Annotated in this window: 19 protein-coding genes; 12 read left to right on the forward strand and 7 right to left on the reverse strand. The window is 67.0% G+C overall.

Annotated elements, in window-relative coordinates; translation table 11 throughout:
• Nucleotides 1-40: 40 nt before the first annotated feature.
• Nucleotides 41-1,288 carry a TIGR03862 family flavoprotein gene (locus NQ204_RS10920; RefSeq protein WP_256643879.1) on the reverse strand — a complete coding sequence of 416 codons (1,248 nt, stop codon included), beginning with the start codon at nt 1,286-1,288 and terminating at the stop codon, nt 41-43.
• On the reverse strand, nt 1,275-1,709 hold the full coding sequence (locus tag NQ204_RS10925; RefSeq protein WP_108768449.1) for an FKBP-type peptidyl-prolyl cis-trans isomerase: 435 nt from the start codon (nt 1,707-1,709) through the stop codon (nt 1,275-1,277). Before NQ204_RS10925 ends, NQ204_RS10920 begins: the two co-directional genes overlap by 14 nt.
• Before the next feature lie 70 nt (nt 1,710-1,779).
• Between NQ204_RS10925 and NQ204_RS10930 the strand changes: the two genes are divergently transcribed.
• The 4 genes from NQ204_RS10930 (at nt 1,780) to NQ204_RS10945 (ending at nt 4,764) form a co-directional block, all read left to right on the forward strand.
• Entirely contained in the window at nt 1,780-2,145 is a 366-nt protein-coding gene (locus NQ204_RS10930; RefSeq protein WP_108768450.1) for a DUF6164 family protein, read from the forward strand.
• A 112-nt stretch (nt 2,146-2,257) separates the two neighbouring features.
• Nucleotides 2,258-3,025, forward strand: a complete 768-nt coding sequence (locus NQ204_RS10935) for a sulfurtransferase (RefSeq protein WP_256643880.1) — start codon at nt 2,258-2,260, stop codon at nt 3,023-3,025.
• A 175-nt stretch (nt 3,026-3,200) separates the two neighbouring features.
• Nucleotides 3,201-4,196 (forward strand): LLM class flavin-dependent oxidoreductase, encoded by a 996-nt coding sequence (locus NQ204_RS10940; protein ID WP_200733348.1) that lies wholly within the window; start codon nt 3,201-3,203, stop codon nt 4,194-4,196.
• 70 nt (nt 4,197-4,266) lie between these two features.
• Nucleotides 4,267-4,764: a pyridoxamine 5'-phosphate oxidase family protein gene (locus NQ204_RS10945; RefSeq protein WP_116865336.1), complete on the forward strand. Its 498-nt coding sequence runs from the start codon at nt 4,267-4,269 to the stop codon at nt 4,762-4,764.
• A 124-nt stretch (nt 4,765-4,888) separates the two neighbouring features.
• On the opposite strand, the gene NQ204_RS10950 is transcribed toward NQ204_RS10945, so the two are convergent.
• Entirely contained in the window at nt 4,889-5,563 is a 675-nt protein-coding gene (locus tag NQ204_RS10950) for an exopolysaccharide biosynthesis protein (protein ID WP_256643881.1), read from the reverse strand.
• Nucleotides 5,547-6,851, reverse strand: a complete 1,305-nt coding sequence (locus NQ204_RS10955; protein ID WP_079221422.1) for a hemolysin family protein — start codon at nt 6,849-6,851, stop codon at nt 5,547-5,549. Before NQ204_RS10955 ends, NQ204_RS10950 begins: the two co-directional genes overlap by 17 nt.
• Nucleotides 6,852-7,142: 291 nt before the next feature.
• On the opposite strand from NQ204_RS10955, the gene NQ204_RS10960 reads away from it, so the two are divergent.
• Nucleotides 7,143-7,769 carry a DUF47 domain-containing protein gene (locus NQ204_RS10960; RefSeq protein ID WP_079221423.1) on the forward strand — a complete coding sequence of 209 codons (627 nt, stop codon included), beginning with the start codon at nt 7,143-7,145 and terminating at the stop codon, nt 7,767-7,769.
• 13 nt (nt 7,770-7,782) lie between these two features.
• Nucleotides 7,783-8,904, forward strand: coding sequence for an inorganic phosphate transporter (locus NQ204_RS10965; RefSeq protein ID WP_256643882.1), 1,122 nt, complete (start codon nt 7,783-7,785; stop codon nt 8,902-8,904).
• A 353-nt stretch (nt 8,905-9,257) separates the two neighbouring features.
• Here the strand turns inward: NQ204_RS10965 and NQ204_RS10970 are convergent, their stop codons facing one another.
• From NQ204_RS10970 to parE, 3 genes are all read right to left on the reverse strand, one after another.
• Nucleotides 9,258-10,754, reverse strand: coding sequence for a S10 family peptidase (locus NQ204_RS10970; protein ID WP_256643883.1), 1,497 nt, complete (start codon nt 10,752-10,754; stop codon nt 9,258-9,260).
• Between the two features lie 109 nt (nt 10,755-10,863).
• Nucleotides 10,864-11,442 (reverse strand): GNAT family N-acetyltransferase, encoded by a 579-nt coding sequence (locus NQ204_RS10975; protein WP_116865009.1) that lies wholly within the window; start codon nt 11,440-11,442, stop codon nt 10,864-10,866.
• Between the two features lie 150 nt (nt 11,443-11,592).
• Nucleotides 11,593-13,482: a DNA topoisomerase IV subunit B gene (gene parE / locus NQ204_RS10980; RefSeq protein ID WP_079221427.1), complete on the reverse strand. Its 1,890-nt coding sequence runs from the start codon at nt 13,480-13,482 to the stop codon at nt 11,593-11,595.
• 158 nt (nt 13,483-13,640) lie between these two features.
• On the opposite strand from parE, the gene NQ204_RS10985 reads away from it, so the two are divergent.
• The 6 genes from NQ204_RS10985 (at nt 13,641) to eno (ending at nt 18,937) form a co-directional block, all read left to right on the forward strand.
• The gene (locus NQ204_RS10985; protein ID WP_116865010.1) at nt 13,641-13,877 is read left to right on the forward strand and encodes a hypothetical protein; all 237 of its coding nucleotides are present in this window, start codon (nt 13,641-13,643) and stop codon (nt 13,875-13,877) included.
• Between the two features lie 398 nt (nt 13,878-14,275).
• On the forward strand, nt 14,276-15,940 hold the full coding sequence (gene pyrG / locus NQ204_RS10990) for a CTP synthase (RefSeq protein ID WP_079221429.1): 1,665 nt from the start codon (nt 14,276-14,278) through the stop codon (nt 15,938-15,940).
• 88 nt (nt 15,941-16,028) lie between these two features.
• Nucleotides 16,029-16,859: a 3-deoxy-8-phosphooctulonate synthase gene (gene kdsA, locus NQ204_RS10995; protein ID WP_079221430.1), complete on the forward strand. Its 831-nt coding sequence runs from the start codon at nt 16,029-16,031 to the stop codon at nt 16,857-16,859.
• On the forward strand, nt 16,856-17,200 hold the full coding sequence (locus NQ204_RS11000) for a hypothetical protein (RefSeq protein WP_116865012.1): 345 nt from the start codon (nt 16,856-16,858) through the stop codon (nt 17,198-17,200). Before kdsA ends, NQ204_RS11000 begins: the two co-directional genes overlap by 4 nt.
• Nucleotides 17,200-17,586 (forward strand): hypothetical protein, encoded by a 387-nt coding sequence (locus NQ204_RS11005; protein ID WP_116865013.1) that lies wholly within the window; start codon nt 17,200-17,202, stop codon nt 17,584-17,586. The genes NQ204_RS11000 and NQ204_RS11005 overlap by 1 nt, the downstream gene beginning before the upstream one ends.
• Nucleotides 17,587-17,644: 58 nt before the next feature.
• Nucleotides 17,645-18,937 carry a phosphopyruvate hydratase gene (gene eno / locus NQ204_RS11010; RefSeq protein ID WP_116865014.1) on the forward strand — a complete coding sequence of 431 codons (1,293 nt, stop codon included), beginning with the start codon at nt 17,645-17,647 and terminating at the stop codon, nt 18,935-18,937.

Consider the following 18,937-nt stretch of genomic DNA (forward strand, 5'->3'; position numbering starts at 1 on the left):
CGGAGCAGCCGAGCATGGGCTCGGCTCTACAACACCCCGGTCAGCGTCCCACCAGCCACGCGATGACACCCTCGGCCGCCCGCAACCCGCTCGCATAGCACGCGGTCAGCAGGTAGCCGCCGGTCGGCGCTTCCCAGTCCAGCATCTCGCCGGCGCAGAACACACCGGGCAGGGCGCGCACCATCAGGCCGTCATCCAGCGCCTGCAGGCGCACGCCACCGGCGGTGCTGATCACTTCGGCCATCGGCCGCGGGCGTTGCAGGCGCAGCGGCAGGCGCTTGAGCGTCGCGACCACGGCGCTCAGGTCGTTGCCGGCGTCCTTGCCCAGGATCTCGAACACCAGCGCGGTCTTCACCGCATCCAGTCCTGCCTGGCGGCGCAGGTGTTCGCCGAAGCTGCGGCCCTTGCGCGGGCGCGACAGATCGGCGAGCAGGCGCGCTTCGTCGCGGCCCGGCACAAGATCCAGCCACAGGGTGGCGTGGCCATCGCGGTTGATGGTTTCGCGCAGATCGGCGGCCAGCGCGTAGATCAGGCTGCCTTCGATGCCGTACTCGCTGGCCACGCATTCGCCCTGCAGCGTGTGCGGCTGGCCCTGCAGGTCGATCCAGTGCGCGACCACCGGCTTCAGCGGTGCGCCGGCATTGCGCTGTGCGAAGAACGGGGTCCAGTCCACGTCGAAGCCGCAGTTGGCTGATTGCAGCGGAGCGATGTCCACGCCGCGCGCCTGCAGCGGCACGACCCAGGCGCCATCGCTGCCCAGCTGCGGCCAGCTGCCGCCGCCCAGCGCCAGCAGGGTTGCATCCGCCTGCACTTCGATCGGGCCGTCTTCGGTGCTGAAGCACAGCGCGCCTTCCTCGGTCCATCCAGTCCAGCGATGGTTGGCATGCAGGCGCACGCCCTGTTCCTTCAGCCGGCGCACCCAGCCACGCAGCAGCGGCGCGGCCTTGCGGTCGACCGGGAACACGCGGCCGGAGCTGCCCACATAGGTCTCCACGCCGAAGCCGGCGGCCCAGTCGCGCAGCGCCTGGGCGTCGAAGCCATCCAGCCACTGGCCGACGGCATCGGCCTGTTCGCGGTAGCGGCTGTCGAACAGCGGGCGCGGGTCGGAGTGGGTCAGGTTGAGCCCACCCTTGCCGGCGATCAGGAATTTGCGGCCGGGCGAACCCTTGGCCTCGTACAGGTCCACGTCCAGGCCGGCCGCGCGCAGGCGCTCGGCGGCGAACAGGCCGGCCGGACCGCCGCCGATAACGGCGACCCGGCGCGGTGCAGCGGCATTACGGTTTGACATCGAGCAGCTCGACATCGAACACCAGCGAGGAACCGGCCGGGATCGGGCCGATGCCGCGGTCGCCGTAGCCATAGGCCGGCGGAATCATCAGGGTGCGCTTGCCGCCCACCTTCATGCCGGCGACGCCCTCATCCCAGCCGCGGATGACCTGGCCGGCGCCGAGCGTAAAGGTGAAGGGTTCGCCGCGGCCGACCGAGCTGTCGAAGGTCTTGCCATGCTTGCTTTCGGTGCGCTGGTCGTAGATCCAGCCGGTGTAGTGCACGGAGACTTTCTGGCCCGGGACGGCTTCGGCGCCGGTGCCGACCTGGGTGTCGATGCGCTCGAAGGTGGTCAGGGTGCCACCCGGGGGCGGACCGGCGGGTTCGCGGGCACAGCCGGCGGCGACAAGGGACAGCAGCAGGGGTAGCAGCAGGCGGCGCATCGGGCGTCTCCGGGATGGGTGGTGTCGGGGGCGGCAAGGGTAGCGCATCGGTGCCGGGTATCATGGTCGCATGGCCAAACTCCTGCTCAATCTCCGCAATGTCGGTGACGACGAATACGCCGACGTCTGCACGCTGCTGGACCAGCACGGCATCGCCTGGTACCGCACCGAACCCAGCCCGTGGGGCATTTCCAACGGCGGCCTGTGGCTGAGCGAGGATGCCGACCAGCCGCGGGCGAAGGCGCTGATGGCCGAGTACCAGGCGGCGCGCGGGGTGCGTGTGCGTGCCGAGCGCGAGCAGGCGCTGCGCGAGGGCACGGCCGAGACGTTCGGCAGCCTGCTGCGGCGGAGGCCGGTGTTCGTGGTGCTGGTGCTGCTGGGCATGGTGGTGGCGGCGGCGCTGGTGCTGCTGCCGTTCGTGTTGTTGCGGGGCTAAGCCGCCGCGGTAGTGCCGGCCTCTGGCCGGCAAGGGGTCGGATCCCTCCGCTGGGCGGAGGGCTCTGACCCCTGAATCTGCCTGTGCGGTTGCGAGGCGCTAAAATGGCGGGATGATCGCCAATACCGCCGCCTACCACTTCGCCGTCATTGACGCCCCCCAGGTCCTGTGCGACCAGCTGCTGGCGCGTGCCGAGGCCACGGAGCTGCGTGGAACCATCCTGGTGGCGGGCGAGGGCCTGAACCTGTTCCTGGCCGGCGCGCCGGAGGCGATCAAGGACTTCTATGCCGCCCTGCATGCCGATGCACGTTTTGCCGACATGCGGGTCAAGACCAGCTTCAGCGAGCACCCGCCGTTCGCGCGCCTGAAGGCCAAGGTCAAGGACGAGATCATCAGCTTCCGCCGCGATGACGGCCAGCCGCTGGAATACCCGCGTGCGCCGGCGGTGGACCCGGCCACCGTGCAGCGCTGGCTGCGCGAGGGCCACGACGATGCCGGCAAGCCGGTGGTGATGCTCGATACGCGTAATCTGCAGGAAGTGGAGTACGGCACGTTCAAGGACGCGCTGGTGCTGCCCATCCACAAGTTCACCGACCTGCCCGAGGCCCTGGCGCCGCACCGCGAGGCGCTGAAGGAGAGCACCGTGGTCAGCTTCTGCACCGGTGGCATCCGCTGCGAGAAGGCGGCGCTGTGGATGGTCAATGATGGCATGGACAACGTGCTGCAGCTCGACGGCGGCATCCTCGGTTACTTCGAGGAAGTGGGCGGCGAGGGTTACGAAGGCCGCTGTTTCGTGTTCGATGAGCGCGTGGCGCTGGATGCGGCGCTGCAGCCGATGGTCGACGAACCGCTGGCCGAGCCGCGCCCCAGCGCGTTCTGACCACGCGACTCTGTAGAGCCGAGCCCATGCTCGGGTGCCGTTGAGCGGTGAAAAGCAGCCGAGCATGGGCTCGGCTCTACACCCGCCCCGCAGGAATCAGCATCCTGCCACCGTCACTGGCGGTGGCCCCGTCCCGACCCCATGCAAGGGGACATCTTGTGACGGAGTACGCCTGATGATCCCGTTGTCGATCCTCGACCTGGCCCCGGTCTGCGAGGGCAGCGATACCACCGCCGCCTTCGCCAACATGCTGGAACTGGCCCAGCACGCCGATGCGCTGGGCTACCGCCGCTACTGGCTGGCCGAACACCACAACATGCCCGGCATCGCCAGCGCGGCCACCGCCGTGCTGATCGGCCACGTGGCCGGCGGCACCAAGCGTATCCGCGTTGGCTCCGGCGGCATCATGCTGCCCAACCACGCGCCGCTGCAGGTGGCCGAGCAGTTCGGCACGCTGGCGTCGCTGTACCCGGACCGCATCGACCTCGGCCTGGGCCGCGCGCCCGGCACCGACCAGCCCACCGCGCGCGCGCTGCGCCGCTACTTCGACAGCGCCGACCAGTTCCCGCAGGACGTCCGCGAGCTGCTGCATTACTTCGAACCGGTGCAGCCTGGCCAGGCCGTGCAGGCCGTGCCCGGTGGTGGCCTGCGGGTGCCGACCTGGATCCTCGGCTCCAGCCTGTTCGGCGCGCGCATGGCCGCCTCGATGGGCCTGCCGTATGCGTTCGCCTCGCACTTCGCGCCCGATTCGATGGATGAAGCGCTGGCCGTCTATCGCCGCGAATTCCGCCCCTCGGCCACGCTCAAACAGCCGCACGCGATGCTGGCGCTGAATGTCGTCGCCAGTGACAGCGAAGCCGAATCGCGCCGGTTGTTCACCAGCCAGCAGCAGAGCTTCGTCAACCTGCGTCGCGGTCGCCCGGGCCGGATTCCGGCGCCGATCGACGACATCGAGACCTTCTGGGAACCGCACGAGAAGCTGGGCGTGGAGCGCGCGCTGGCCTGCACCGTGCTGGGCGATCCGCAGCAGGTGGCCGAGGGCATCGCCGCCTTCGTCGACCGCCACAAGCCCGACGAACTGATGCTGACCGCCAACCTGTACGACCACCGCGCGCGCCTGCGCTCGTTCGAGCTGGCGATGCAGGCCTGGCACGCCCGCCACGCGGGCTGAACATCGGCATCACGGCGCATTGCAGCCGCGCCGGGTCTGATGGGGGCTCTTGCAACCGGAGCCCCCCACCATGGCCGATTCCCGCGCCGAACACATTGCCCAGCTGGCCGAACTGATCAAGGACGTGGAGGTGGCGATGTTCACCACCGTCGGCGTCGACGGCCGCCTGTACAGCCGCCCGCTGGGCACCCAGCAGGTCGCCTTCGATGGCGACCTCTGGTTCGCCACCGCTGCCGACAGCCCGAAGGTGGCCGAGATCGCGCTCAACCCGCGGGTCAACGTGGCTTATGCCTCGCCTTCGAAGAACACTTACGTATCGGTGGCGGGGCGTGCGCGCATCGTCGACGACCGCGCGAAGATCGAGGAATTGTGGTCGCCGCCGATGAAGCTGTTCTTCCCGGGCGGCAAGGATGATCCGAACCTGCGACTGATCCACGTGCGCGCCGATTCGGCGGAATACTGGGATGGCCCCGGCACGCTGCTGGGCAAGGCGCTGAGCTTCGTGCTGTCGGCGGTGCAGGACGAGCCCGCGCAGCTGGGCGACAACGGGTTCATTGACCTGCGGTGAAGGTTTCATCCACGCATGGCGTGGATCTACTGCTTCGCCATGATCCAGTAGATCCACGCCAAGCGTGGATGATCATGTCGCGTGGAGGGTAGCGCCGGGCCATGCCCGGCGAGCGCAGCGGCCATCACTCGAACCAGCGCTGGAACAGCTCCACCGTATACCCCACCAGTTGCCCGGAACTGAAGCCGAAGAACGCGATCGCCACCAGCGCGGCAACCCAGTTGAACAGCATCAGCGCGCCATCGCGCTCCAGCAGTGCCAGAGCGAACAGCAGCAGCTGGAAGCCGAACAGGAAGTTGGTGAACGGGATTGGCAGCGAGAGCATCACCCCCAACAGCACCAGCAGCAGGCCGCTGAACGCATGCGCGGGCAGAGGAACCAGCAGCGACGGCATGCGCGGCGAGAGCATGCGGTCCAGTCGACGCAATGGCCGATCAATACGGCGCAGGAACTTCTGCATGGTCCCGCGTTTGGGGCCGCGGCGGGCAATGAAGCCCGGCAGCCAGGGCTTGCGCCGGCAGAACAGCATCTGCAGCCCGATCAACACCACCAGCGGCCCGCTGACCGCGCCGCCCATGCCCGGAATCGGAATGAAGGAGGGCAGGATGGCCACGAACAGGAATACGCCGAAAGCGCTCTGCTGCAGGTCCTTCAGGATCTGCCCGAGCGGCATGTGCTCGGCCGGGTCGCCGGAGGCGAACATCGCCAGCAAGGTACGGATGCCCTCGTTGCGGTAGATCGGGCGCGGCTCGCCCGATTCGTCGTGCGGCGCCTGGTTTGACTCAGGCGGTGAGCTCATCGGCCTGCTCGTCAGACAGGGTGCGCAGCAACAGCTTGTCCACGCGTGCGCCATCCAGGTCGACCACCTCGAAGCGCCAGCCGGCCCAGTCGAAGTATTCGCCCGCGTGCGGGATGCGGCCGAAGTAGTGGATGCACATGCCGGCCAGCGTGTAGTAGTCGCCGTCCTCGGCGTCGGGCAGCTCGTTGCTGCCGATCAGTTCGCGCAGGTCCTCGATCGGCAGCGAGCCGTCCACCAGCAGCGAGCCGTCTTCGCGGGTCACCACCAGCGCGTCTTCGTCGGCGTTTTCCACCGCCTGCAAGCGGCCGACCACCGCACCCATCAGGTCGCTGATGGTCACCAGGCCCTGGATTTCGCCGTACTCGTCCACCACCAGTGCCATCGACTGCTGTTCCTCGCGGAAGATCTCCAGCAGCTTCATCGCGTGGGTCGATTCGGAAACGTACAACGGCTCGCGCAGGGTCTGGAACAGCGCGTTGTCACCGCGCGCCATGCGCGTGGCCAGCGACTTCAGCTCCAGGATGCCGACCACGTCCATGTCGTTGTCGCGCAGCACCGGGTAGCGCGAGAACTCGTGCTCGGCCATGATTTCCAGGTTGCGCTCCAGCCCGGCCTGGGTGTCCAGCCAGGCGATGCGGTTGCGCGGGGTCATCAGGCTGTCGGCGGTGCGGTCGCCCAGGCGCATGACACGGTTCATCATGTCGCGCTCATGGGTGTCGATCACGCCGGCCTCGTGGCTCTCGGCCACCAGCATGCGGATCTCTTCTTCGGTCACCTGCGCGGCCTCGTCCTGGCCCAGGCCCATCACCTTCAGCATCAGCTGGGTGGTCTTGGACAGCAGCCAGACGAAGGGCAGGGCCAGCTTCGCCAGCCAGCTCATCGGCATGGCCACCAGGCCGGCGATGGCCTCCGAGCGGGTCAGGGCAAGGCGCTTGGGCACCAGCTCGCCGAAGATGAGGGTGATGAAGGTGATCAGGCTGACAGCCAGCACCGTGCCGATCTTGCCGGCATAGGCAAAGCCGGGCATCAGCCCCTCGATCCAGCCGCCGAAGGCTTCGCCCAGCGCCTCACCGCCCAGATAGCCGGTCAGGACGCCGATGACGGTAATGCCGATCTGGACGGTGGACAGGAAGCTTTCGGGCTTCTCGGAGAGCTCCAGCGCCTTGGCTGCGCGCTTGGAGGTGGCCGCCATCTGCTTCAGGCGGCTCTTGCGCGAGGTCATGACCGACATCTCGGACATGGCAAAGAAGCCGTTCAGAAGAACAAGCGCGAAAACAATCAGGATCATTTCAAACACGGGCGTCGTCCCCGGTTGGTGGCAGGGAGGGCGGGTGCTTGCGGTGGCGGCAGGCGCTCAGGAACGGGGTCCGGCGCGGCGCAGGGGGGTAAGGGTCGTCGTCCATAAGGTGCGCCCGGGGGCGCGCTGGCATCTTAGCAAAGGCCCATGGCGGGGTGGCAACTACCTGTTCAGGTTGGGGGTTTTCATCCCCTCTGGGGGGCGGGGATACCCGGAATGGTCATCTAGCCGTCATAATTCGTCCTGGTGCCGTCCTTCCCGCGACGGCTGACAGGTTTCTCAATGTTCTCTCTGCAGACCATTTTCGGTTCCGGCAAACAGTTCTACACCCTGCTTGATGAGGCCGCCGTCGCGGCCAACGACGCTGCCAAGGCACTGCATTCGATGCTGCGCGAGGCCGACCGCCAGCCGGCGCTGGACGCCTTCAAGCTGGCCCGCCTGCGCGAGCGCGCGGCCTCGGACAAGATCAGCCAGGCGCTGGTAGACAGCTTCATGACCCCGATCGAGCGCGAGGACATCGAGGCGCTGGGTTCGGCCCTGTACAAGATTCCGAAGCAGATCGAGAAGTTCGCCGATCGCTATTCGCTGGCCACGACCCACCTGGAACACATCGACTTCGCGCCGCGCGCGGCGATGCTGGAACAGGCGGCCGGCGTGGTGGTGGAGATGGTGGCCGACCTGCGCCACATGAACCTGGACCGCATGACCGCGCTGAATGAGAAGCTGCGCTCGCTGGAGAACGAGGCCGACCGCCTGATGCTCGAGCTGTACCGCGACATCTACTCGGGCCGCCTGGACAACCTGCAGATGTTCCTGCTGAAGGAATTCTTCGAGATCCTGGAAAAGGCCATCGACCGCTGCCGCGAGGCTGGCGTCGTGGCGTACCAGATCGTCTTGAAGAACAGCTGACGGACGCCGCCGCATGTTGACCCTTGTCCTGGTGGTGATCCTGGCCGCGCTCGTCTTCGAGTTCATCAACGGCTTCCACGACACTGCCAATTCCATTGCCACCGTAGTGGCGACCAAGGTGCTCTCGCCCGGCTGGGCGGTGATGCTGGCCGCCGGCATGAATCTGATCGGCGCGCTTACCGGCACCGCGGTCGCACTCACCATTGCCTCGGGCCTGCTCAACACCAACGTCGTGGATGTCACCCCGCAGGTGATCCTCTGCGCGCTGCTGGGCGGCATCATCTGGAACCTGATCACCTGGTGGAAGGGCCTGCCGTCCTCCTCTTCGCACGCCCTCATCGGTGGCCTGTGCGGTGCCGGCCTGGCCGCGGCCCACAACAACTGGGACGCACTGATCTGGTCCGAGCGACTGGGCAGCTGGGCGCAGAACAAGGGCCTGCTGTGGAAGGTGTTCGTGCCGATGATCACCTCGCCGATCGCCGGCTTCCTGCTCGGCATCGTGGTGATGGTGCTGCTGTGGGCGATCATCGCTGGCCTGGCCAAGATCGGCGGCGCCATCGGTCGCCTGGCGCGCCCGCGCATCGTCAATGCCTTCTTCGGCAAGGCGCAGATCGCTTCGGCGGCCTACATGGGCTTCGCCCACGGCCACAACGACGCGCAGAAAACCATGGGCATCATCGCCATGACCCTGATTGGTGCCGAAGCCACCGGCGCGTTGAACGACCTGCCGTCGTGGCTGGCCTTCATGCACCCGGACGCGCACGCTGGTGACGGCATCGCGATGTGGATCGTGCTGACCTGCGCGGTGGTGATGGCTGCCGGTACCGCCTCGGGCGGCTGGAAGATCATCAAGACCCTGGGCCACAAGATGGTCAAGCTGCACCCGATCCACGGCTTCGCCGCGGAGACCAGCTCGGCCACGATCCTGACCCTGGCGGCCCACTTCGGCATGCCGGTCTCGACCACCCACAGCATCTCCACCGCCATCATGGGCGTGGGCTTCGCCAAGAACCCGCGTTCGCTGAAGTTCGGCGTCATCGAACGCATCGTCTGGGCCTGGATCCTGACCATCCCCGCCGCCGGCGGCTGCGCGTACCTGATCCTGAAGCTGTTCGAGCTGTTCGGCTGGACCTGAGGCCAACGGCCTTGGGGTCAGAGCCCTTCCCTGCGGGAAAGGGATCCGACCCCGGTAAACGAAAAAGCCCGCCGGATTCCGGCGGGCTTTTTCGTGGGCAGATCATTTTTCCGTATCCACGCATGGCGTGGATCTACTGACCACTGGCCACCGGCCAACTGTCACAGGCGGGCCGGGGGGGGCAGGCGGGGGCGCAGAGCGCCATGGATGGCGCTCTACGAGGCACGCAGGAGCGGTTTTTGCCGTCCCCCGCCTGCCCACCCCGGCCCGCCAACCCACGGAAACCCGGCTTTTGACGTTGGACGTTGCCGTTGCCGTCAGCGGATGCCGGGCCGCAGGCCCGGCCGAACCCCTCAATTACGCTGGAACAGCGCCTTCACGTCATTCCGGAACGTCGCCTGGCTGTCCGCCCGGCTGTAGAACATATGCCCACCCGGATAGCTGCGCACCTGCACCCGGTCCGGGTTGCTGCCCATCGTCGGCATCTGGTCCACCGTCAGGATCGACCCCATGAACGGGCACGACAGGTCGTTCCAACCATGCACGATCAGCACCTGCAGGTGCGGGTCGATCGCCACCGCCTGGCGCAGCTGGGTCACCGCCCCCTGGCGCAGCTCGCCACCGCGGTCCCACAGCCGGTTCACGTCGTAGTTCAGCGCCTGGTAGCGCGCATCGACCTTCCATCCGACCACGCGGGTCACGAAGTCGACCATTGCCGTGGTCGTCGGCGCGATGATGCTGTCCAGCAGCGGATCGTTGGCGCGCTGTTCCGGATCGTTCGGGAACGGATCGAACGCGGTCACGTTGGAATCGTAGCGGCTGCCCAGCGTGCCCTTGTCGCGGAACACCTCGCGCAGATAGGCCTGGGTTTCCAGGCGGCCACCGGCGCGGCGCACGAACTGCGGGTCCAGCCCGGTCAGCTCGGTCACCCGGCGCAGCATCGCCTCGGTCGCCTGCGGATCGCTGCGGCCCTTCATCAGCGCGGTGGCGTAGTCACCACGGGTGTATTCGACCACTTCGCGCATCGCCGCATCGGTCAGCTTGCCCTGCCGCTCCAGGTGCGCCGCCGCGATCGACGGCAGCGTCTGCATCCACGCCATCGGTGAGACGTCGGCGTTGTCTTCCAGGGTCGGGCTCAGGTACGGCGACACCAGCACCAGGCCGTTCATTGCCACGCCCAGGCGCGTCTGCAGGTAGTGGGTGATGCGCGGGCCGCGGTAGCCGCCGTAGCTCTCGCCGGTCAGGTACTTGCGCGCGCCCACGCGCTGGTTGCGCAGCAGCCAGTCGTAGATCGAGCGCGACAGGTACTCGATGTCGGCGCTGGGGTTGTACAGCTGCTTCTTCGCCTCGTCATCGCCGATGCGCGCGCGGCTGAAGCCGGTGCCGACCGGATCGATGAACACCAGATCGGTGAAGTCCAGCCAGGTGCCGGGGTTGTCGTGCAGGGTGGCCGGTGCCGAGGCGCTGTCACCTTCCGAACCGAAAGTGACCACCTTGGGCCCGATCGCGCCCATGTTGAGGTAGACCGACGATGCGCCGGGGCCGCCATTGAGGGCGAAGGTCACCGGCCGGTCCTTGCCGGGCATGGTGTAGGCGGTGAACACCACATCGGCGATCACCTTGCCCTTGTCATCGCGCACCGGCAGGGTGCCGACCGTGGCGGTGTAGTCGAGGGTGCGGCCGGCCAGGCGGATGCTCTGGCGGACGGAGGCATCTGCCGGCAGCGCGGGCGCTTCTGTCGGGTCGCCCTTGGCGTCGGACTTGGTTTCGGCGGCCGACGCAGTGACGACGCAGGCGGGGGCAACGAGCAGGCCGACGCAGAGCGTGGCGATGTGCAGCAGGGACTTCATGGCACCAGGACGGTAGCGGAAGAGGGCCCTGATGCTAGGCCGCTGCCGCGCGTGCCGGATGTGTCCAAAGGCATGGCCGCGGCGGATGGCGGGTTGCAGCCAGATTCGGTCAAGCGGGCAGGGCGCTGCGGTCGCTGTCGTCGGCCAGCAGGCCGTACACCGCCGAATCGGACAGTTCGCCCTGGATGCGCCAGCGCTGCCGCAGCACGCCTTCCAGGTGGAAGCCGAGGCGGTCGAGCACCTGCGCGGACGGGCGGTTGCGCGGGTCGATCTCCGCTTCCACCCGGTGCAGGCCCAGTGTGTCGAATAGATAGGCCAGCAGCTGCTGCAGCGCCTCGTGCATGTAGCCCTGGCCCTGCTTGCCCGGGGCCAGCAGGTAGCCGATCTCGGCGCGGGCCGCGTCGCGGTCCAGGGCGAACACCACGCAGATGCCCAGCAGCGGGCCGTCCAGTGATTCGCGCACCGCCAGCTTGAGCTGGGTGCCGGTGGTGTGCGCGGCGAGGTCGTCGTCGATCTGCGCGCGGGCCTCGGTCGGCCGCGTCCACACCCGATGGTTCCAGAAGCGCATCACCTCCGGGTCGGACTGAAGGGCGAACAGGTCGGCCGCATCATCGCGGCGGATCGGGCTCAGGACCAGGCGCGCGCTGTGCAGCGGCAATCCCGGGAACAGAAGCGAGTGGCTGGCCAATACGAGGGTCCACGCAGAGAGACGCGCATTATGGCGCTGGGTTTGCCGATGGGGGTGTGATGTCTGTAGAGCCGAGCCGATGCTCGGCTGCCAGGACCGGCGCGAAATGCAGCCGAGCGTGGGCTCGGCTCTACAGAAGGGCTGCGAGCGTCAGGCTTCCAGCGAAGCCAGGTCGCCCTTGCTCTCCAGCCAGCCCTTGCGATCAGATGCACGCTTCTTGGCCAGCAGCATGTCCATCAACGAACGGGTCTGTTCGCCATCATCCACCGTCAGCTGCACCAGGCGGCGCGTATCGGGGTGGATGGTCGATTCGCGCAGCTGCGGCGGATTCATTTCGCCCAGGCCCTTGAAGCGGGTGACGTTGACCGCGCCCTTGATCTTCTCGCGTTCGATCTTGTCCAGGATCGAGCGCTTCTCTTCCTCGTCCAGGGCGTAGAACACCTGCTTGCCCACGTCGACACGGAACAGCGGCGGCATCGCCACGAACACATGGCCGGCATCGACCAGCGCCGGGAAGTGCTTGAGGAACAGCGCGGTCAGCAGGGTGGCGATGTGCAGGCCGTCCGAGTCTGCGTCGGCGAGGATGACGACCTTGCCGTAACGCAGGCCGGCGATGTCTTCCTTGCCCGGGTCGCAGCCGATGGCCACGGCCAGGTTGTGCACTTCTTCCGAGGCCAGCACGCTGTTGGACGACACTTCCCAGGTGTTGAGGATCTTGCCGCGCAGCGGCAGGATCGCCTGGAAGTCCTTGTCGCGCGCCTGCTTGGCGCTGCCGCCTGCCGAGTCACCTTCCACCAGGAACAGCTCGGTGCGCGACAGGTCCTGGCTGATGCAGTCGGCCAGCTTGCCGGGCAGGGCCGGGCCCTGGGTGACCTTCTTGCGGACGACCAGCTTCTCGGTCTTCAGGCGCGCACTGGCGCGCTCGATGGCGATCTGCGCGATCTTCTCGCCCAGCTCCACGTTCTGGTTCAGCAGCAGGCTGAAGGCATCGTGGGCGGCGCCTTCGACGAAACCGGCGGCCTGGCGCGAGGACAGGCGTTCCTTGGTCTGGCCACTGAACTGCGGGTCGGTCATCTTCAGCGACAGCACAAACGACACGCGGTCCCACACGTCTTCCGGGGCCAGCTTGACGCCGCGCGGCAGCAGGTTGCGGAAGTCGCAAAACTCCCGCAGCGCTTCGGTCAGGCCGGTACGCAGGCCGTTGGCGTGGGTGCCGTGCTGGGCGGTGGGAATCAGGTTGACGTAGCTTTCCTGCACCAGCTCGCCTTCCGGCAGCCAGGCCACGGCCCAGTCCACGATCTCCGTGTCCTTCTTCAGATTGCCGACGAAAAGATCGGCCGGCAGCGATTCGCGATCGCCCAGCTCCATCTTCAGATAGTCGCGCAGGCCGTCTTCGTAGTACCAGGTGTCGACTTCGCCGGTGGCTTCGTCGGTCAGCTTCACGGTCAGGCCCGGGCACAGCACGGCCTTGGCGCGCAGCAGGTGCTTGAGCGCACGCACGGCGAACTTGGGCGTATCGAAGTACTTCGGGTCCGGCCAGAAGCGCAGGCGGGTACCGGTGTTCTTCTTGCCGACCGTGCCGACCACTTCCAGCGGCGAGGCGCGGTCGCCATCGCGGAAGGTGATGCGATGCTCGGCACCGTCGCGCTTGATGTGGATTTCCACCAGCGTGGACAGCGCGTTGACCACGCTGACGCCCACGCCGTGCAGGCCGCCGGAGAAGGTGTAGTTGTTGTTGTTGAACTTGCCGCCCGCATGCAGGCGGGTCAGGATCAGCTCGACGCCCGGGATCTTTTCTTCCGGATGGATGTCCACCGGCATGCCGCGACCGTCATCGCTGACCTCCACGCTGCCGTCCTTGTACAGGGTGATCTCGATCGAGCGGGCGTGGCCGGCGAGGGCCTCGTCCACCGAGTTGTCGATCACTTCCTGCGCCAGGTGGTTCGGGCGCGCGGTGTCGGTGTACATGCCAGGACGGCGCTTGACCGGGTCAAGGCCGGACAGGACTTCAATATCGGCGGCGTTATAGCGTGCGTTCATCTATCTTCAAAGCGCGGAGCGACGCGCAAGTGTGCGGCGTGGACGGGAATTTTGCACGCCTGCGGTTCAGCCTCGGCGCCGGGGAGGGGGTAAAATGACAGTCGCTGGAATCTGAACGCCGGCGCCCCCATGTCCAAGCCATACGCGAGGAGGACTCCATGAAGAAGTTGCTGACCATTGCGATCCTGGCCGCTGCCGCCGTTGCAGTACCGCTGGTGATGGCGCAGAACGCAGGCCCGTCGGCCCCGCAGCAGGGTGACCAGGCGGACAAGACTGCGCAGTCCGAGGCGGATGCCAAGGCCAAGCGGCGCGCCCAGGCCAATGCCGAAATGAAGGCCAAGGGCCAGCCGGTCCCGCAGCAGGAAGAAGAGGAAGAGGCGCGGAAGAAGAAGTAAGGCGTCCGCCGCCGAGGCTTCTGCCGCAAGGCTCTGGCCCCTGAACGCCCCGCACTGCGGGGCGTTTTCTTTTAGTGGTGACGCCATCTGCCCCTTGGGTTGGCGGCCATCTATCTGTAAACTATGGCTTTCCGGGAGTAGTGCGTGTCCACCATTTGCGAATGGGCTGGACCGGCCATGCGTGGCCTCCAGCAATGTGGGTCGCAGGTGACGGTCGAATTGACCGGCACGGCCGCCCCGACCTCGCACGATGGTCCCCGTCCGGCGCCCGCCGCCGACCGGTCCCGCGCCTCCCTCGCTGCCCCAGCGAACCGGAAAACCCCCTTTCTGCTCCACGCCCGCCCCTCGGGCAGGCGTGGCGCTGCCGTTTTCCATTTCCAGACAGGATGCTTGCAGCCATGACTCCCTTGATTTTCGTAACCGGCGGCGTGGTGTCCTCGCTCGGCAAAGGTATTGCCGCTGCGTCACTGGCCGCCATCCTCGAAGCGCGTGGCCTGAAGGTCACGATGATGAAGCTCGACCCGTACATCAACGTCGACCCGGGCACCATGAGCCCGTTCCAGCACGGTGAGGTCTACGTCACCGATGACGGCGCCGAGACCGACCTCGACCTGGGCCACTACGAGCGCTTCGTGCGTACCCGCCTGAGCCGCAAGAACTCGGTCACCACCGGCCGCATCTACGAGAACGTCATCCGCAAGGAGCGCCGCGGCGACTATCTGGGCGCGACCGTGCAGGTCATCCCGCACATCACCGATGAAATCCGCCGCTGCATCGACGAGGCCACCGAAGGCTACGACGTGGCCCTGGTCGAGATCGGCGGCACCGTCGGTGACATCGAGTCGCTGCCGTTCCTGGAAGCGATCCGCCAGGTGCGCACCGAGCGTGGCCCGGAGAAGGCGCTGTTCATGCACCTCACCCTGGTGCCGTACATAGGCGCCGCCGGTGAGCTGAAGACCAAGCCGACCCAGCACTCGGTAAAGGAGCTGCGCTCGATCGGCATCCAGCCGGACGTGCTGCTGTGCCGTTCCGAGCAGGCCGTGCCGGATTCGGAGCGCCGCAAGATCGCCCAGTTCACCAACGTCTCCGAGCGCGCCGTCATCAGCGTGCCCGACGTGGACGTGCTGTACCGCATTCCGTCGGGCCTGCACGCACAGGGCCTGGACGAGATCGTGGTCAACCAGCTGAAGCTGGCCGACAAGGTCGGCCCGGTCGACCTGTCGATGTGGGAGGACGCGGTCGACGCGACCCTGCATCCGCTGGATGAAGTGACCATCGCCGTGGTCGGCAAGTACGTCGACCATCAGGACGCCTACAAGTCGGTCGGCGAAGCCCTCAAGCACGGCGGCCTGCGCCAGCGCACCAAGGTCAACCTGAAGTGGCTGGAAGCGCAGGACCTGGAAGGCACCGACATGGCCGCGCTGGCCGATGTCGACGGCATCCTGGTGCCGGGCGGCTTCGGTGACCGTGGTTTCGAGGGGAAGGTGCTGACTTCGCAGTTCGCACGCCAGAACAGCGTGCCGTACTTCGGCATCTGCTACGGCATGCAGGCGGCCGTGGTCGACTACGCGCGCCACGTGCTGGGCCTGGAAAACGCCAACAGCACCGAGAACGATCGCCAGTCGCCGGACCCGGTGATCGGCCTGATCACCGAATGGCGCACCGCCACCGGCGATGTCGAGAAGCGCGACGACAAGAGTGACCTCGGCGGCACCATGCGCCTGGGCCTGCAGGAACAGCGCCTGAAGCCAGGCACGCTGGCTCGCGAGCTGTATGGCAAGGACGTGGTCTCCGAGCGTCACCGCCATCGCTACGAGTTCAACAACCGCTACCGCACCCAGCTGGAAGATGCCGGCCTGGTGATCTCCGGCAAGTCGATGGACGACACCCTGGTGGAAGTGGTCGAGCTGCCGCGTGACGCGCACCCGTGGTTCCTGGCCTGCCAGGCGCATCCGGAATTCCTGTCCACGCCGCGCGATGGCCACCCGCTGTTCATCGGTTTCATCCGTGCCGCGCGTGAGCGCAAGGCTGGCGGCGCACTGCTGGCCGAAGCCCGCGCCTGACTTGTGAAGGGGGGCTTCGGCCCCCATCCTGCATGCTTCAACCCCAGCACGCCGGTCCTGCCGGCGTAGCGGACAACAAGGAAACGCCATGAAACTGTGTGGATTCGAGGTCGGGCTGGACCAGCCCCTGTTCCTGATCGCCGGCCCCTGCGTGATCGAGTCGATGCAGCTGCAGCTCGATACCGCCGGCAAGCTGAAGGAGATCACCGATCGCCTCGGCGTCAACTTCATCTTCAAGTCGAGCTTCGACAAGGCCAACCGTACCTCGGGCACCGCCTTCCGCGGCCCGGGCATGGAAGAGGGCCTGAAAGTGCTGGCCGAAGTGAAGAAGCAGATCGGCGTGCCGGTGCTGACCGACGTGCACGAATACACCCCGATGGACGAAGTGGCCTCGGTGGTGGACGTGCTGCAGACCCCGGCGTTCCTGGTCCGCCAGACCGATTTCATCCGCAAGGTGTGCGCGGCCGGCAAGCCGGTCAACATCAAGAAGGGCCAGTTCCTGGCGCCGTGGGACATGAAGCCGGTCGTCGAGAAGGCCAAGTCCACCGGCAACGAGCAGATCATGGTCTGCGAGCGTGGCGCCAGCTTCGGCTACAACAATCTGGTCAGCGACATGCGTTCGCTGGCGGTGATGCGTGACACCGGCTGCCCGGTGGTGTTCGATGCCACCCATTCGGTGCAGCTGCCGGGCGGGCAGGGCACCAGTTCCGGTGGCCAGCGCGAACACGTGCCGGTGCTGGCACGCGCGGCGGTGGCAGTGGGCATCTCCGGCCTGTTCGCCGAGACCCATCCGGATCCGTCCAAGGCACTGTCCGATGGCCCCAACGCGTGGCCGCTGGACCAGATGGAAGCACTGCTCGAGACCCTGATGGAGCTCGACGCGGTGACCAAGAAGCACGGTTTCTCGCGCTTCGCGTGAGTCTCGACCCGTGGGCGGCGCTGGAAGCCCAGCGTCGCCGGCGCTCCTGGCGGCAGTGGCCGTGGGGGCTCATCGCGCTCGGCATGGCGTTGCTGTCGCTGTCCGGTGCCTTCTTCATCTTCATGCTGGTGGGCGCAGCCATGCGTCCGCCCGGTGATGGCGCGGACGTCGATCTGAAGCCCTATGTGATCGTGCTGGCGCTCGCCGAACTGGTCACGGTCAGCGCGGGTGTCATCGCATCGGTGCTGGCCTGGCGCTTGAACCGCGGCAAGGTCACCGCTGCGCTGGCACTGGTTCTGCTGTCGCTGTGGGTCGGCACGCTGTTGCACGACCTGTTCTGATGAATACGGGCGAAGCGCGCCCCGGTGGCTGGCCCTGGGGGCTGATCGCGCTGTTGCTGGCGCTGCTCGCCTGGGCCGGGCTGTTCGGTGCCGGGCTGGCATTCGCCGCCAGCATGGGCTCGCCCGGTGATGGCAATCATGGCATGCAGGCCATGCAGTACTGGATTCTGGCCGCTCTTCTTGTGCTCGGCGGTTCCCTGATCGGTTCAGTCGCTGCCGCCGTGCTGGCTTGGCGTCGGCGGCGCGGACCGGTCTGCGCGACCGTCGCAATGGTGCTGCTGACACTGCTGGTCTCGCTGCTGCTGATCGTGGCGGGGGCCACCCAGGGGCCAGCGCTGGCCGCTGCCGAACACACCATTTGGCAAGCGGCGGGCAGCCGGGGATAATCACGCGGCATTTCACATTTGTCGCATTCCCTCTTCCAGACAGGTAACCGGTCCGCTCATGAGTACGATCCGCAGCATCCACGCCCGTGAAATCCTCGACAGCCGTGGCAACCCCACGCTGGAAGCCGAAGTCATCCTGGAGGACGGTTCGTTCGGTCGCGCCGCGGTTCCCTCCGGCGCCTCGACCGGCACCAAGGAAGCGGTCGAGCTGCGTGACGGCGACAAGACCCGTTACCTGGGCAAGGGCGTGCGCAAGGCCGTCGAGAACGTCAACGGCGCCATCGCCAACGCACTGAAGGGCTTCGAAGCCGTCGACCAGGCTGGCCTGGATCGTCGCCTGATCGATCTGGACGGCACCGAGAACAAGGGCCGCCTGGGCGCCAATGCGCTGCTGGCCGTGTCGATGGCTGCCGCACATGCCGCCGCTGCTTCCAGCAAGCAGGCCCTGTGGCAGTACCTGGCCGCCAAGACCGGTGCGGCCCCGTCGCTGCCGGTGCCGATGATGAACATCATCAACGGCGGCGCCCACGCCGACAACAACGTCGACTTCCAGGAATTCATGGTGCTGCCGGTGGGCTTCACCTCGTTCTCCGAAGCCCTGCGCGCCGGCACCGAAATCTTCCATTCGCTGAAGTCCGTGCTGAAGAGCCACGGCCTGAGCACCGCCGTGGGCGACGAAGGCGGCTTCGCGCCGGACTTCCGCAGCAACGTCGAAGCGCTGGACACCATCCTCGAAGCCATCGGCAAGGCCGGCTATACCGCCGGTGAAGACGTGCTGCTGGGCCTGGACGTGGCCTCCAGCGAGTTCTTCGAGAACGGCAAGTACAACCTGGTGGGCGAGAACAAGCGCCTGACCTCCGAGCAGTTCGTCGACTTCCTGGCCGACTGGGCCGCGCAGTACCCGATCATCACGATCGAAGACGGCCTGGCCGAGAACGACTGGGCCGGCTGGAAGCTGCTGACCGACCGCATCGGCAAGAAGGTGCAGCTGGTGGGCGACGATCTGTTCGTCACCAACCCGAAGATCTTCCAGGAAGGCATCGACTCGGGCACCGCCAACGCGATCCTGATCAAGGTCAACCAGATCGGCACCCTGAGCGAAACCCTGGAAGCGATCGCCATGGCCGATCGTGCCGGCTACGCCGCCGTGGTCTCGCACCGTTCGGGCGAAACCGAAGACACCACCATCGCCGACATCTCGGTAGCCACCACCGCCACCCAGATCAAGACCGGCTCGCTGTGCCGCAGCGATCGCGTGGCCAAGTACAACCAGCTGCTGCGCATCGAGGAAGCCCTCGGCGCCAGCGCGCGTTACGCCGGTCGTGACGCGTTCGTGTCGCTGAAGCGCTGA

It is taken from the genome of Stenotrophomonas testudinis (genome assembly GCF_024499815.1).
In the GTDB taxonomy this organism is placed as follows: domain Bacteria; phylum Pseudomonadota; class Gammaproteobacteria; order Xanthomonadales; family Xanthomonadaceae; genus Stenotrophomonas.